The sequence below is a fragment of the Streptomyces sp. NPDC001828 genome, from assembly GCF_042892175.1.
GTDB lineage: Bacteria > Actinomycetota > Actinomycetes > Streptomycetales > Streptomycetaceae > Streptomyces.
Genome location: NZ_JBIATV010000002.1, coordinates 231633 through 246399, shown reverse-complemented (window position 1 = coordinate 246399; position 14767 = coordinate 231633). Strand labels below are relative to the sequence as shown.

The following is a 14767-nucleotide window of genomic DNA, read 5'->3' as shown; positions in this document are numbered from 1 at the left end:
GCCGGGCCCTCTTCCGTTCCGTGCGTGCCGGGCATCAGCCCTTGCGGCCGAGCAGCTTCCACGCGGTCGGCAGGAGGCCCATCGCCAGGGCGGCCTTCAGGGCGTCGCCGATCAGGAAGGGGGTGAGGCCGGCGGCGACCGCGGCGGTCAGGGACATGCCGGTCGAGGCGGCGAGGTAGGGCACGCCCACCGCGTAGATGATCGCCGAGCCGAGCGCCATCATGCCCGCCGTGCGCAACACCGAGCGGTCGGCCCCGCGCCGGGCGAGCGCGCCCACGACGGTGGAGGCGAGCAGCATGCCGAGGACGTAGCCGAAGGAGGCGCCACCCGCGCCCGAGGTGCCGTCCGCGAACCACGGCATCCCGGCCATGCCGACCAGGGCGTAGAGCGCGAGCGAGAGGAAGCCGCGGCCGGCGCCGAGGCCCGCGCCGACGAGCAGGGCCGCGAAGGTCTGGCCGGTGACCGGAACGGGCGAGCCGGGGACGGGCACGGCGATCTGGGCGGCGATCCCGGTCAGCGCGGCGCCGCCGACGACGAGCGCGATGTCCCGGATGCGGGTGGTGGCGCCTCCCCGCTCGAGCGAGGCCGAGAGCTTGGGGGAGGGCAGCAGGTCGGCGAGAACCGATCCGGTGCGGGGGGCGGCGGACGCAGTGCTCATCGGAACTCCGGCAGGTGTTGGGGCAGCGGGACGTGCTGGGGACACGGTGACGTTAGCCCACTGAATCTCGCTGGATCACCAGCAGCCGCCCACAAAGCGGGTGTTGGAGCCTTGGTGGGGTCCGGACAAACGACGGGATTCATGCACCGCCCGGCGTGACCCTCGTCACTGCGGTGTTCGTCTCGGGTATCCCTTTTGCGCCCAGGGTCATGACTCGGCGAGACTGTAGGTTCCCCATAAACCGAAAGTTACGAGCGCCATGCACGAGTCTCCGCCCGCCGAACCCCTCTCGCACGGCCTCAAACAGCGCCATCTGACCATGCTCGGCCTCGGCGGGGTGATCGGCGCGGGGCTCTTCGTGGGGTCGGGCGCCGGTATCGCGGTGGCGGGTCCCGGCATCGTCGTCTCGTATCTGATCGCGGGCGCCATCGCGATGCTGGTGATGCGGATGCTCGGTGAGATGTCGGCGGCGATGCCCGCCTCGGGCTCGTTCTCGGTGCACGCCGAGCGGGCGCTCGGCCGCTGGGCCGGGTTCAGCGTGGGCTGGCTGTACTGGTTCCTGCTCGTCGTCGTGCTCGCCGTGGAGGCGACCGGCGCCGCGAAGATCGCGAACGGCTGGGCGCCGGGGGTCCCGCAGTGGGCCTGGGTGCTGATCTTCATGGTGGTGTTCACCGGCGCCAACCTGGCCGCGGTCAAGAACTTCGGCGAGTTCGAGTTCTGGTTCGCCGCCCTGAAGATCTTCGCGATCGTGGCGTTCCTGGCGCTCGGGCTGCTCGCGGTCTTCGGCGTGCTGCCGGACACCTCGGCGGTGGGCCTCGCGAACCTGACCGGGCAGGGCGGCTTCCTGCCCGCCGGGTGGAGCGGGGTGGTCTCCGGGGTGCTCGCGGTGATCTTCGCGTTCGGCGGCCTGGAGGTCGTCACGATCGCCGCCGCCGAGTCCGACGACCCGGTGCGGGCGGTCGGGCGCGCGGTGCGCAGCGCGGTGTGGCGCATCCTCTTCTTCTACGTGGGCTCGATGCTGGTCATCGTGACGCTCCTTCCGTGGACGTCGATGAAGCCGGGCCAGAGCCCGTACGTGGCGGTCCTCGACTCGATCGGCATCCCGTCGGCGGGCCAGGTCATGAACATCGTGGTGTTCGTGGCGCTGCTCTCCGCCCTGAACGCCAATCTGTACGGCTCCTCGCGCATGATCTTCTCGCTCGCCGAGCGGGGCGAGGCGCCGAAGGGCCTGCTGAAGGTGTCGGGCGGCGGGGTGCCGCGCCGGGCGGTGCTCGCCTCGGTGGCCTTCGGGTTCGTCTCGGTGCTGCTCAATCTGAAGTGGCCGGACTCGGTGTTCCTCTACATGCTCAACGCGGTGGGCGCGGTGCTCCTGTTCGTGTGGGCCCTGATCGCCCTCTCCCAGCTGCGGCTGCGCCGCCGCATCGAGCGCGAGGCCCCCGAGACGCTGACCCTGAGGATGTGGGCCTTCCCCTATCTCACCTGGGCCGCGCTCGCCGCGATGGCCGCGGTGCTCGTCCTGATGCTGTTCGACGCCACGGCCCGGCCGCAGGTGCTGTGGTCGGCGGGGGCGACGGCCGTGGTGCTCCTGGTGGCAGGGGTACGGGAGTGGCGCACGCGGCGCGTGTGAAATTCAGGTAAACAACACGCACGTGTCTCTTCACGCTGTGTGAGTCGAGTGTCCGCATAGCGGTCGGGTGTTCCCTCTGAGCGGGGCCGCCCTAAGACTGTGGGCTCCGTGCCGCCGACCCGGTGGATCAGCTACTGAACAGGGCATGCCCATGTCTCGGACAACCGCGCCCGCGCCGGACGACAGCCGGCCGAAGACCGACTCGCCGCTCACGCACGGCCTCAAGCAGCGCCATCTCTCGATGATCGCCCTCGGCGGGGTCATCGGCGCCGGGCTCTTCGTCGGGTCCGGCACGGCGATCGCCGCGGCCGGCCCCTCGATCGTCCTCGCCTACGCGATATCCGGCGCCCTGGTCATGCTCGTCATGCGCATGCTGGGCGAGATGTCGGCCGCCAACCCCGCGTCCGGCTCCTTCTCGGTGCACGCCGAGCGGGCGATCGGCCCCTGGGCCGGGTTCACCGCGGGCTGGGCCTTCTGGTTCCTGCTGTGCGTGGCCGTGGGCCTTGAGGGCATCGGCGCCGCGGGCATCGTGCACGGCTGGCTGCCGGGCGTCCCGGAGTGGGCTCTGGTCGCCGTGTTCATGCTGCTGTTCTGCGGCACCAACCTGGCGGCCGTGAAGAACTTCGGCGAGTTCGAGTTCTGGTTCGCCGCGCTGAAGATCTTCGCGATCGTGGCGTTCCTGGTCATCGGCGTACTGGCGATCATCGGCGTGCTGCCCGACACCAGCACCCCGGGCCTGACCAACCTCACCGGCCAGGGCGGCTTCATGCCCAACGGCAGCGAGGGCCTCATCGTCGGACTGCTCGCCTCCGTCTTCGCGTACGGCGGCCTGGAGACGGTCACCATCGCGGCGGCCGAGTCCGAACACCCCGTCCAGGGCGTCGCGAAGGCCGTCCGCACCGCGATGTGGCGGATCGCGGTCTTCTACGTCGGCTCGATGGCGGTCGTCGTGACGCTGCTGCCGTGGACCACCAAGGACATCGCCACCAAGGGCCCCTACGTCGCGACCCTGGACCACCTCGGCATCCCCGGGGCGAGCCGGATCATGAACGTGGTCATCCTCGTCGCGCTGCTCTCCGCGATGAACGCGAACATCTACGGCGCGTCCCGCATGGCCGGCTCGCTGGTCTCGCGCGGCCAGGGCCCCAAGGTGCTCGGCAAGATCTCGGGCGGGGTGCCGCGCGTCGCGGTCCTCACGTCCTCGGCCTTCGGCTTCGTGTGCGTGCTGCTGAGCTACTGGCGCCCGGACGACATCTTCCAGTGGCTCCTGAACACCATCGGCGCGATCATCCTGGTCGTCTGGTTCTTCATCGCCGCCTCGCAGTTGATGCTGCGCCGCCGCATCGAGCGGGAGGCACCGGAGAAGCTCGTCGTGAAGATGTGGCTGTACCCGTGGCTCACCTGGGTCGCGCTGGTCGGCATGGCGGTGGTCTTCGTCCTGATGGCCCGCGAGGACGCGACGAGGGTCCAGCTCTACTACACGGGCGGGCTCACCCTGGTGCTCGCGGTCATCGGCTACATCCGCCAGCGGACCTCGGCGAGGACCCCGCTCGACGCCTGACCGCACATCCCCTTCCCGCTCCCAACAACCCTGCGTCCCTTGGCCCTAGGCCCGGGGACGCAGGGCTTTTCACTGAGGTCACCCTTAGCTGCACAGGCCTATTGCTGCTGGTAGCGTGCACTTGCACATCAATTGCAATAAGCATTTGCAGTGAGCAGTCGGAGGGCTCGGACATGGCCATTTACACGCTTCCTGAACTTCCGTACGACTACGCGGCGCTCGAACCCGTCATCAGCCCGGAGATCATCGAGCTGCACCACGACAAGCACCACGCGGCGTACGTGAAGGGCGCGAACGACACTCTGGAGCAGCTCGCGGAGGCGCGCGACAAGGACTCCTGGGGCTCGATCAACGGCCTGGAGAAGAACCTCGCGTTCCACCTCTCCGGCCACATCCTGCACTCGATCTACTGGCACAACATGACGGGCGACGGCGGCGGCGAGCCCCTGGACAAGGACGGCACCGGCGAGCTGGCCGACGCCATCGCCGAGTCCTTCGGCTCCTTCGCCAAGTTCAAGGCCCAGCTGACCAAGGCCTCGGCGACGACGCAGGGTTCGGGCTGGGGCGTCCTCGCCTACGAGCCGGTCAGCGGCCGCCTCGTGGTCGAGCAGATCTACGACCACCAGGGCAACGTGGGCCAGGGCTCGACCCCGATCCTGGTCTTCGACGCCTGGGAGCACGCCTTCTACCTCCAGTACCGGAACCAGAAGGTGGACTTCATCGAGGCGATGTGGCGGGTCGTCAACTGGCAGGACGTGGCGAAGCGCTACGCCGCCGCCAAGCAGGCCGGCAACAACCTGCTCCTGGCCCCGTAGTCCAACTGCCCCGAAGTGAAGCCCACTTGAGGCACCCCCCGACGTCCTGCTCGTGATCGTCTTCTCAACCTTCACCCGCAGGCGGAATGACCGGCCGGCCCCCGCGAGGACATGACTCGCGGGGGCCGGTCGCGTACGGGCCCGGGGCCAGGCCGGGCGGCACCCCCAGCCCGTCCGGCGATTGAGGACGAGCGCTCTCAAGGCGCGAACCGGGGTTCGGGGCGGAGCCCCGGGGCGGTCAGAGGTTGCTGAAGTCGGGGCCCTTGCTGCGGCTGCGCTTGAGCTCGTAGAAGCCGGGGGTGGCGGCGACGAGCAGGGTGCCGTCCCACAGCTTGGCCGCGGCCTCGCCCTGGGGGGTGGGGGTGACGACGGGGCCGAAGAAGGCGATCTGCTCGCCGTCGGCGCCCGGCACCGCGATGACGGGGGTGCCGACGTCCTGGCCGACCTTCTCGATGCCCTCCTTGTGGGAGGCGCGCAGCTGGACGTCGTAGGTGTCCTGGTCCGCGTAGTCGATGAGGTCGGCCGGCAGGTCCACGTCCTTGAGGGCCGCCGCGATGGACTCGCGGGTCACGCCGCCGCCCTCGTTGTGGATGCGGGTGCCGAGCGCGGTGTACAGCTTGCCGACGACCTCGTCGCCGTGCAGCTCGCCGGCCGCGACCACCACGCGGACCGGGCCCCAGGCCTTGCCGCCGGGCCGCATGTTCTCGGCGTACTCCTCGGGCAGCTCGTCCAGGCGGTCCTCGTTGAGCACCGCGAGGCTCATCACGTGCCAGCGCACCTCGACGTCGCGGACCTTCTCGACCTCCAGCATCCAGCGCGAGGTCATCCAGGCCCAGGGGCACAGGGGGTCGAACCAGAAGTCGACGGGGGTCTTGGCGGAGTCGGACATGTCTCTCCTCGGGCAACAGCGTGCGACATCGGACAACGTCGAAAAACAAGCGTCTGTACCGGCGAACACCGAAGGCGGCCGAAAGCATTCCGCCGCGCACCCGATTTCGCCGATCTCCTTCCCGCTCGGCCGCCGCTCCGGCGACATGGGAGGATCGAGCCGTTCGAACGAGACACGAAGGAGTGCCCGTGCCCGGTGAGAATCTGTCCCGCGACGAGGCCCGTGAGCGGGCCGAGCTGCTGTCCGTCGAGGGCTACGACGTCTCTCTCGACCTGCGGTCCGCGGTCGGGGAGGCCCCGGGCGGGCCCCGCACGTTCCGGTCCCTGACCACGATCCGCTTCCGCTCGGCCCGCCCGGGCGCCTCGACCTTCGCCGACCTCATCGCCCCGTCGGTGACCTCGGTGACCCTGAACGGCCGCGCGCTGGACGTGGCCGAGGTCTTCGACGGCAGCCGGATCGCCCTGGACGACCTGGCCGCCGACAACGTGCTCGTCGTCGACGCGCAGTGCGCGTACAGCAGGACCGGCGAGGGCATGCACCGCTTCGTCGACCCGGAGGACGGCGAGGTCTACCTCTACACGCAGTACGAGCCGGCCGACTCGCGCCGGGTGTTCGCCAACTTCGAGCAGCCCGACCTCAAGGCCCGCTTCGTCTTCGAGGCCCAGGCCCCCGAGGGCTGGACGGTGTGGTCCAACGGCGCCGGCGGCCAGGAGGCGGACGGGGTGTGGCGGTTCGCCGCGACCGAGCCGATCTCGACGTACATCACCTGTGTGGTCGCGGGCCCGTACCACCACGTCACCGACTCCTACACGCGCGTCTTCGACGACGGCCGCACCCTGGAAATCCCGCTCGGCGCGATGTGCCGCAAGGGGCTCGCCAAGCACTTCGATGCCGACGACGTCTTCCTGGTCACCAAGCAGGGCCTGGACTTCTTCCACGACAACTTCGACTTCCCCTACCCGTTCGGGAAGTACGACCAGGCGTTCGTGCCGGAGTACAACCTGGGCGCGATGGAGAACCCGGGCATGGTGACCTTCCGCGAGGAGTTCATCTACCGCGGCAAGGTGACCCAGGCAGCCTACGAGCGCCGGGCCAACGTCATCCTGCACGAGATGGCCCACATGTGGTTCGGCGACCTGGTCACCATGGTGTGGTGGGACGACCTGTGGCTGAAGGAGTCCTTCGCCGACTTCATGGGCTCGTTCTCGCAGGCCGAGGCGACCCGCTTCACCAACAGCTGGGTGACGTTCGCCAACAACCGCAAGGCGTGGGCCTACCGGGCCGACCAGCTGCCGTCCACACACCCGGTCACGGCCGACATCCGCGACCTGGAGGACGCCAAGCTCAACTTCGACGGGATCACGTACGCCAAGGGCGCCTCGGTGCTCAAGCAACTGGTCGCCTACGTCGGCCGGGACGCCTTCCTCGAAGGGGCCCGGCGCTACTTCAAGCGGCACGCCTACGGCAACACCCGCCTCGGTGATCTGCTCTCGGTCCTCGAAGAGGTCTCCGGCCGCGACCTGGCGACCTGGTCTCGCTCCTGGCTGCAGACCGCCGGGGTCAACTCCCTCACGCCGGTGGCCACTTACGACGCCGGTGACCGCATCACCGAGCTCGCCGTGCTCCAGGAGGCCGCCCCGTCCCACCCGGAGCTGCGCCCGCACCGGGTAGCGGTGGGCCTGTACCGCGCCGAGGCGGGCGCCCTGGTGCGCTACGCCCGCGCCGAGGTCGACGTCGAGGGCCCGCGGACCGTGGTGGGCGAGCTCGCCGGGTCCGAACGGCCCGACCTCATCCTGGTCAACGACGACGACCTGACGTACTGCAAGATCCGCTTCGACGAGGGCTCGCTCGCCACCCTGCGCGCCCACCTCGGCGACATCAGCGACCCGCTGGCGCGCGCCCTGTGCTGGTCGGCGCTGTGGAACCTGACGCGGGACGCGCTGATGCCCGCCCGCGACTTCGTCGCGCTCGTCCTCGCGCACGCGGGCCGCGAGTCCGACATCGGCGTGCTCCAGATGCTGCACGCCTGGGCCCGGTCGGCGGTCACGCACTACGCGGCCCCGGACTGGCGCGAGGAGGGCGGCCGGCTGCTCGCCGAGGGCGCACTGCGCGAGCTGCGGCTCGCCGAGCCGGGCAGCGAGCACCAGCTGACCTGGGCCCGCTTCTTCGCGGCGACGGCCGCCACCGACTCCGACTTCCAGCTGCTCCAGGGGCTGCTCGCCGGCACGGCGAAGATCGACGGCCTCGACGTGGAACAGGAGCTGCGCTGGGCGCTGCTGGAACCGCTGGCAGCGCACGGCGTCGTCGACGAGAGCGTCATCGACGCGGAGCTGGCCCGCGACGACACCGCCTCCGGCAAGCGCCACCAGGTGCGCTGCCTGGCGGCGCGCCCGTCCGAGGCCGTCAAGGCGCAGGCCTGGGCGCAGGTCGTGGAGTCGGACGCGCTGTCCAACGCCCTGGTGGAGGCCACCATTTCGGGCTTCGGCCAGCCCTCGCAGCGCGCGCTGACCGCCCCGTACGCGGCGAAGTACTTCGCGGCGATCGAGCGGGTGTGGGCCGAGCGTTCGATCCAGATCGGCATGGACGTGGTCAGGGGCCTGTTCCCCGGGCTCCAGGACGACGAGGCCACGCTCGCCGCCACGGACGCGTGGCTGGCCGCGCACGAGGGCGCGGCCCCCGCGCTGCGCCGCCTGGTGCTGGAGGCCCGCGACGACCTGGCCCGCACCCTGCGCGGCCAGGCCTGCGACGCGACGGCCGCGGCCCGGTAGCACGGCGGATGCCGGGGCGGAGAGCTTCTCCGCCCCGGCATCCGGGCACCCGGACGGTCAGCCGACGATGCTGAGGCGTCCGTCGTAGCCGCCGAAGCCGCTCGTCACCTTGTGGTAGTCCGTGAACCCGTCACCGAAGCCACGGCCGAGGGTGAGCGTGCCGTCCTTCTCGTACGCCACGAGGTCGGCCTTGCCGTCGCCCGTCACGTCGCCGAACATCAGGCGCCCGTCGTAACCGCCGAAGCCCGTCGTGATCTTGTGGTAGTCCGTGAACCCGTCGCCGAAGCTGCGGCCCATCGTGATGGACCCGTCCTTCTCGTAGATCAGCAGGTCCGCGATGCCGTCACCGGTCACGTCCGCGAACGACAGACGGCCGTCGTAGCCGCCGAAACCGGTCGTGATCGTGTGGTAGTCCGTGAAGCCGTCACCGAAGCTGCGCCCCAGGGTGATCGAGCCGTCCTTCTCGTACACCAGCAGGTCGGCCTTGCCGTCGCCCGTCACATCGGCGAACTTCAACCGGCCGTCGTAACCGCCGTAGCCGGACGCGATCTTGTGGTAATCCGTGAACCCGTCACCGAAGCCGCGGCCCATCGTGATGGACCCGTCCTTCTCGTAGATCAGCAGGTCCGCGATGCCGTCACCGGTCACGTCCGCGAACGACAGACGGCCGTCGTAGCCGCCGAAACCGGTCGTGATCTTGTGATAGCCGGTGAAGCCGTCGCCGAAGCCACGGCCCAGGGTGATCGTGCCGTCCTTCTCGTACACCGCGAGGTCCGCCAGACCGTCACCGGTCAGGTCATGGGTCGGGGTCGCCGGGTACGGGTCCGCCTTGTCCGTCGCGAGGCCGGTGCCGGGGCTGCAGGTCCAGGCGCCCGCGCCCTGCTTCTTGAGGAGGAGTTCGGCTATCAGGATCTGCTGCTTCTTGGTGGCGTGATGGGGGTAGTCCGCGTACGCCTGGCCACCCAGCTCGATCCAGTTGTCCTCGGATATCTGAAGACCGCCGTAGTGGCCGTTGGGGTTGACGGCCTGCCAGTTGTTGCTGGATTCGCAGGCGGCGACCTTGTCCCAGGTCTCCACCGATGCCGCGGCGGCGGGGCCGGCCGTGCCGAGCGCCGCGATCACTGCGGCCGCGGCGGTCAGGGCGAGGGCCAGGGGTTTCTTACGGGTGAACCGCATCGGAGGCTCCAAATGGGCACGAGGGAAGGCGAGTTCAAGGAATCGGCGTGAGCCGCAGGCACGAGGCGCCCGAGCCGGTGTTCGCGCTCGGGCGCCTCGGAGGGTGCGGTGGTCAGCCGACGATGTTGAGGCGTCCGTCGTAGCCGCCGAAGCCGGTCGTGATCTTGTGGTAGTCGGTGAAGCCGTCACCGAAGCCACGGCCGAGGGTGAGCGTGCCGTCCTTCTCGTACGCCACGAGGTCGGCCTTGCCGTCGCCCGTCACGTCGCCGAACATCAGCCGGCCGTCGTAGCCGCCGAAGCCCGTCGTGATCTTGTGGTAGTCCGTGAAGCCGTCGCCGAAGCTCCGGCCGAGCGTGATGGACCCGTCCTTCTCGTACACCAGCAGGTCGGCCTTGCCGTCACCGGTCACGTCGGCGAACGACAGACGGCCGTCGTAACCGCCGAAGCCGGTCGTGATCGTGTGGTAGTCCGTGAACCCGTCACCGAAGCTCCGGCCGAGCGTGATCGAGCCGTCCTTCTCGTACACCAGCAGGTCGGCCTTGCCGTCGCCGGTGACGTCCGCGAACTTCAGTCGGCCGTCGTAACCGCCGTAGCCGGACGCGATCTTGTGGTAATCGGTGAAGCCGTTGCCGAAGCCGCGGCCCATCGTGATGGTGCCGTCCTTCTCGTAGATCAGGAGGTCCGCGATCCCGTCACCGGTCACATCGGCGAACGACAGTCGGCCGTCGTAGCCGCCGAAGCCGGTCGTGATCGTGTGGTAGTCCGTGAACCCGTCGCCGAAGCCGCGGCCCATCGTGATGGTGCCGTCCTTCTCGTACACGGCGAGGTCCGCCATGCCGTCACCGGTCAGGTCACGGGTGCCGCCGGCGGCGTCGGTGATGTTCTCGTAACGGCGCGGCTGGAAGCCGGACTTGCCGAAGTACGGGTAGGTGACGGTGCGGTGGACCGCGCCGGTGCCGTGGCCCGCCTCCTCGAAGGCGTCGTACGCGGTGTGGCCCGCGTCCGCCCAGCCGTTGAAGATGACGACGTGGCCGTCGTTGCCCGCCGCCGGGTTGAGCAGGATGTCGCCCGGCTTGAGGTCGTCCTTGCCTATGGAGGACGTGAAGTTCATCAGGGTGGGAGTGGTCTCACCCCAGTTGTTGGACGCGGACGTGGCGAGGTTCCAGGCCATGGAGACGAAGCCGGAGCAGTCCGTGCGGTACTTGTTCCCGTACGAGGTGAGGTAGCTGGTCTGGCTGTAGGGAACCGCCGCGTCCGTCCAGGTCTTGGCTCTGGTGATGACCTCGGAGCGGGAGATCTGGCCGCCCACGCCGGAGGTGGCCGCGAGCGCTCTGGACTGCGGGGCGGTGAGCGCGAGGCCCTTCTGCGCGGCAGCGGCGTCGAGTTGCGCCTTCGTGGCGGTGGTCGGGTTGGGCACGGTCGGGCTGAACGGCGTGACGGTGCCGATCGGCGACCCGGACGGCTTGACCGCGGGAGTCTTCGTGGTCTTCACGGGAGCGTGGTCCGCCGCGTGGGCCGGGGCGGACACGGCGAGGACCACCGACGCCACCGAAGCGGCGAACAGGGCGGTACGGGTGGCGAAGCCACTTCGTGGTGAACGGGACATGCGTATCTCCGGTGTCGGGATGTTTGTTTCCGGGCAGGCCGAGGCGGCCGCCGGAGCAGAGCGGGAACAGCGGGAAGAGCGGGAAGAATGGGGAAGGCTGGCGAGCGGCCGGGTGTTTCCAACGGCGCCGAGGGGCGCGGGCGGCCGGGGCTCCCGTCAGTCGATCAGCGCGGCGGCCTCATGGCCCTGGGCGTTGATGGCGCCGCGCGCCCGGACCAGCAGGTCGCGTACCTGCGCGAGTGCCCGGGGTTCGTCGGGGGCGTCGATGAAGAGGTAGACGTCCAGCCCTTCGGGGGTGGGTCGGGCCCGGATGTGCTCCAGGCCGGTGGCGGCGACCGCGTGGGTCCACAACAGGTCCTCGATCAGCACGGCGACGCCCGCACCGCTCGGAGGGCCACCACGGGTGAGCCGGGTGAGGATGACGTGCACCGGTCGGGTTCTAGCCGAGCGCGGCGCCGGGCGCGGAGGCCGGGACGGCGTCCCAGCCGATCGCGTTCCCGGGCGCGGAGGCCGGAGCGACATCCCAGCCGATCGCGTTCCCGGGCGCGGAGGCCGGAGCCACATCCCAGCCGATCGCGTTCCCGCCGTCCGTCGGGGCGGCCAGTGCGTACGTGGTCGCTCCCGCGGTCAGCAGGGCGGTGAGCCCGGCGACGGCGGCGAGGCGGACGGCGATGGACATGGATCCTCCGGGGGTGCGGGACGTACGGGCGGGCGGAGTGCGGACGACGTGTGAAGTGCCGCTGCGGCAGCCTCAGTTGGGGCAGCCGCACCGGCGGGGCGTCGCTGACGTTCCGTCCGGTGATTCACATCCTGCTGACCAGCGGGGACCGGCGGAAGGGCCGGCGGATGGCACCAAGCGGTCTGGCAGGTTCGCGCCACTCGGAGCGCCGCTTCGGACCCGACGGACCGTCACATTAGAATTGACCTTCACCAGTACTTCACGAAATGGCTTCCACCCGGGGGGGTTGACGCATGCTCGAGACATTGGGGTTGAATCGTCTTACGGAATCGGTCTACCGAGAGTTGCTGTCCGGCACGCCAGGGGGTGTGGCCGACTTGGGAGCGCGGCTCGGGCTCACCGAGAGCGAGGTCAGATCGAGCCTGGACACCCTGGTCGACCTCGACCTCGCGAGATCGTCCCGGGACGAGCCGGGGGCGCTGCGCGCGGTCAGTCCCGAGGTGGGCCTGGAGGTGATACTCCGCCGCCAGGAGCACGAACTACAGCGCCGCCAGCGGGAGTTGGCCGTGAGCAAGGCCGCCGTGGCGGTCGCGCTCTCCGAATACGCCGACCTGCGCCCCAACACCGAGACGGCGGGCGCGGAGCGCCTGGTGGGGCTCGACGCCATCCACTCCCGGCTCGAACTCCTGGCAAGGGACCTCGGCGAGGAGTGCCTGGCGATCATGCCGGGCGGGGCCCAGTCGCGGGCCAGCCTGGATGCCTCGCGCCCCTTGGACGAGGCCGCCCTGCGGCGCGGGGTGAGGATTCTGAGCCTCTATCAGGACAGCGCCGCGAACGACGCGGCCACCCATGCCTACGCACAGTGGATGACCGAACTCGGCGGCCAGGTCCGCACGTCGCCGGTCCTGCCGCCCCGGCTGATCGTCTTCGACCGCAGGGTCGCGGTCGTTCCCATCGACCCGGACAACTCCCGGCTCGGCGCCCTGTGCACCAGGACGCCCGGCATCGTGAGCTCGCTGGTGTCCCTGTTCGAGCAGACGTGGCAGACCGCGGTGCCCTTCGGCGCCGACCGCGCCCCGCACGCGCGCGCGGACGACCGCGGCACCAGCCCGGTCGAGCGCGAGCTGCTCAAGCTGCTCGCGTCCGGGATGACCGACGAGGCGGCCGGGAAGCGCCTCGGGATCTCCCTGCGGACCGTGCGGCGGCAGATGGCCGCGCTGATGGAGCGGCTCCAGGCGTCCAGCCGGTTCGAGGCGGGTCTGAAGGCGGCCCAGCGGGGGTGGCTCTGAGCCCGGGGAGCGGGGCCCCCTGATCGGCACTCGAACGCCCGTACTTTAGGACGGGGTTGTCCGGATTTGTCGACGGGCTTGTAACAGCGGTTAGTGGGCGCTCCGGGTGCGGAAAACCCTGCGGCATGAACCACAACACCCCGCTCTCCCCCCGCCCCCTGAGCCACCTCACCGATGTGCAGCGGCGGGTGCTCTCCGCCAACCAGCTGCGCGCGCACGGGGTTTCGGCCGCGCGCACCGCCGCCCAGTGCCGGCCCGGCGGCCCCTGGCAGCTGCTGCTTCCGGGGGTGTACGTGCTGCACCCGGGTCCGGCCACCAGCGAGGAGCGGCTGCACGCCGCGCTGCTGTACGCGGGGTGGCCGGCCGCCGGGCGCGCCAAGGCCATCCCGGCGCAGGGCCAGGCCCACAGCGAGCCGCCGGGGGCCGTCGTCACCGGCCTCGCGGCGCTCGCGCTGCACCGGTTCTCCGCCGCTCCCCCGCTGCTCTCGCTCGACCGGATCGACGTCCTGGTGCCGCGCACCCGGCGGCTGCGCTCCACGGGCTTCGTCCAGCTGGTGCGCGCGGTGGTGATGCCGGGTGCGGAGATGATCGCGGGGGTGCCGGTGGCGCCGGTGCCGCGCGCGCTCGCCGACGCGGTCGCGGTCCTCGACGACGCCGAGTCCGTACGCCGCCTGCTCACCGAGGCGGTGCGCTGCGGCCACACCGAACCGGCCGCGATCGTGCGGGAGTTGACGCAGGCGCGGCTGCTGACCCGGGCCCATGTGGTGGACGCGGTGGACGCGCTGCTCGCCGAGGGGCGCTCGATCGCCGAGGAGCGGCTGTACGCGATGGTGCGCGGGTTCGGCCTGCCGGACCCGCTGTGGAACGTGGATCTGCGGCTGCCGGGCGGCCCGCACCTGGGCGGCCTCGACGCGTACTGGCCGGAGCAGGCGGTGGCGGTGGAGCTGGACACCCGGGCGGCGCGGCAGGACGACGACGCGCTCTTCTCGGAGTGCGCGCGCAAGCGCGAGGCCCTGGAGCGGCTCGGGATCACGGTCGTGCACATCACCCCGAAGAAGCTCCGCGAGTCCCTGGAACAGCAGGCGGCCGTGGTGCGGACGGCGCTGATGGCGTCCACCGAGCGCGAGCCGGCCGCGTATGTGGTGGTCCTCCCCCGCTGACGCCGGCCGTGGACGGCGGGCCTTCAGGAGGGGAACGGCCCGCCGCCCGCGACCGGAAGGAGCGGCTCAGCCGGTGGCCGGTGCCGCCTTGCCGACGGCGGGGCGGGTGCGCCACAACTCGATTCCCACGTCGACGAGTTCGACCCGGTCCAGGTCGGCCACCGCGTCCAGCGGATGCCAGGCGGCCAGGTCGGTGGAGCCGTTGGTCTCGTGGCGCAGCTCGCCTCCGGTGATCCGGCCCTCGTACACGATGCGCAGGCCCTGGAAGTCGGCGAACCGGCCGAGCTTGCGCGGATAGCGCCGGTTGATGGAGTCGATGCCGAGCAGCCGGACCGGTTCGACCGCGTAGCCGGTCTCCTCGTCGAGTTCGCGCACCACGGTGTCGAGGGGGTCCTCGCCGTGGTCCATGCCGCCGCCCGGCAGCGTCCACCGCCTGGTGCCGTCCCGGGCCACCCAGCGGGCCAGGAGCAGCTCCTGGACGCCTTGGGTTTCCCGTACGCATACGGCGTAGGCCGCCACCCGCAACTCCGTGTTCATTT

At 70.6% G+C, this 14767-nt stretch carries 13 protein-coding genes; 6 read left to right on the top strand and 7 right to left on the bottom strand.

What is annotated here, in order from left to right:
• Positions 1-34: 34 nt before the first annotated feature.
• Positions 35-658, bottom strand: a complete 624-nt coding sequence (locus tag ACFYZA_RS08025; RefSeq protein ID WP_382588515.1) for a biotin transporter BioY — start codon at positions 656-658, stop codon at positions 35-37.
• Between the two features lie 259 nt (positions 659-917).
• Between ACFYZA_RS08025 and ACFYZA_RS08020 the strand changes: the two genes are divergently transcribed.
• The 3 genes from ACFYZA_RS08020 to ACFYZA_RS08010 all read left to right on the top strand — a co-directional run bounded on the left by ACFYZA_RS08020 (position 918) and on the right by ACFYZA_RS08010 (position 4661).
• The gene (locus ACFYZA_RS08020) at positions 918-2285 is read left to right on the top strand and encodes an amino acid permease (protein WP_388488434.1); all 1368 of its coding nucleotides are present in this window, start codon (positions 918-920) and stop codon (positions 2283-2285) included.
• 151 nt (positions 2286-2436) lie between these two features.
• Complete coding sequence (locus ACFYZA_RS08015) at positions 2437-3846, top strand: amino acid permease (protein WP_382588511.1); 1410 nt, start codon at positions 2437-2439, stop codon at positions 3844-3846.
• Positions 3847-4019: 173 nt separating this feature from the next.
• The gene (locus ACFYZA_RS08010; protein WP_382588501.1) at positions 4020-4661 is read left to right on the top strand and encodes a superoxide dismutase; all 642 of its coding nucleotides are present in this window, start codon (positions 4020-4022) and stop codon (positions 4659-4661) included.
• Between the two features lie 238 nt (positions 4662-4899).
• On the opposite strand, the gene ACFYZA_RS08005 is transcribed toward ACFYZA_RS08010, so the two are convergent.
• Complete coding sequence (locus ACFYZA_RS08005) at positions 4900-5550, bottom strand: DsbA family protein (protein WP_382588497.1); 651 nt, start codon at positions 5548-5550, stop codon at positions 4900-4902.
• A 188-nt stretch (positions 5551-5738) separates the two neighbouring features.
• On the opposite strand from ACFYZA_RS08005, the gene pepN reads away from it, so the two are divergent.
• Entirely contained in the window at positions 5739-8318 is a 2580-nt protein-coding gene (gene pepN / locus ACFYZA_RS08000; protein ID WP_382588495.1) for an aminopeptidase N, read from the top strand.
• 57 nt (positions 8319-8375) lie between these two features.
• Here pepN and ACFYZA_RS07995 read toward each other — a convergent pair whose 3' ends face one another.
• The 4 genes from ACFYZA_RS07995 to ACFYZA_RS07980 form a co-directional block, all read right to left on the bottom strand.
• Positions 8376-9494 carry a transglycosylase family protein gene (locus ACFYZA_RS07995; protein WP_388488430.1) on the bottom strand — a complete coding sequence of 373 codons (1119 nt, stop codon included), beginning with the start codon at positions 9492-9494 and terminating at the stop codon, positions 8376-8378.
• Positions 9495-9606: 112 nt separating this feature from the next.
• The gene (locus tag ACFYZA_RS07990; protein WP_388488427.1) at positions 9607-11100 is read right to left on the bottom strand and encodes an FG-GAP-like repeat-containing protein; all 1494 of its coding nucleotides are present in this window, start codon (positions 11098-11100) and stop codon (positions 9607-9609) included.
• Between the two features lie 156 nt (positions 11101-11256).
• Entirely contained in the window at positions 11257-11529 is a 273-nt protein-coding gene (locus ACFYZA_RS07985; RefSeq protein ID WP_382588489.1) for a hypothetical protein, read from the bottom strand.
• Between the two features lie 10 nt (positions 11530-11539).
• The gene (locus tag ACFYZA_RS07980; RefSeq protein ID WP_388488424.1) at positions 11540-11779 is read right to left on the bottom strand and encodes a hypothetical protein; all 240 of its coding nucleotides are present in this window, start codon (positions 11777-11779) and stop codon (positions 11540-11542) included.
• Positions 11780-12072: 293 nt separating this feature from the next.
• On the opposite strand from ACFYZA_RS07980, the gene ACFYZA_RS07975 reads away from it, so the two are divergent.
• Together ACFYZA_RS07975 and ACFYZA_RS07970 are read left to right on the top strand one after the other, a co-directional pair.
• Positions 12073-13068 (top strand): LuxR C-terminal-related transcriptional regulator, encoded by a 996-nt coding sequence (locus ACFYZA_RS07975; RefSeq protein WP_388488421.1) that lies wholly within the window; start codon positions 12073-12075, stop codon positions 13066-13068.
• Between the two features lie 125 nt (positions 13069-13193).
• Entirely contained in the window at positions 13194-14228 is a 1035-nt protein-coding gene (locus ACFYZA_RS07970; protein ID WP_382588483.1) for a hypothetical protein, read from the top strand.
• A gap of 66 nt (positions 14229-14294) precedes the next feature.
• Here the strand turns inward: ACFYZA_RS07970 and ACFYZA_RS07965 are convergent, their stop codons facing one another.
• A complete protein-coding gene (locus ACFYZA_RS07965; RefSeq protein ID WP_382588481.1) occupies positions 14295-14765 on the bottom strand; it encodes an NUDIX hydrolase in 471 nt (156 codons plus the stop codon).
• Positions 14766-14767 lie beyond the last annotated feature (2 nt).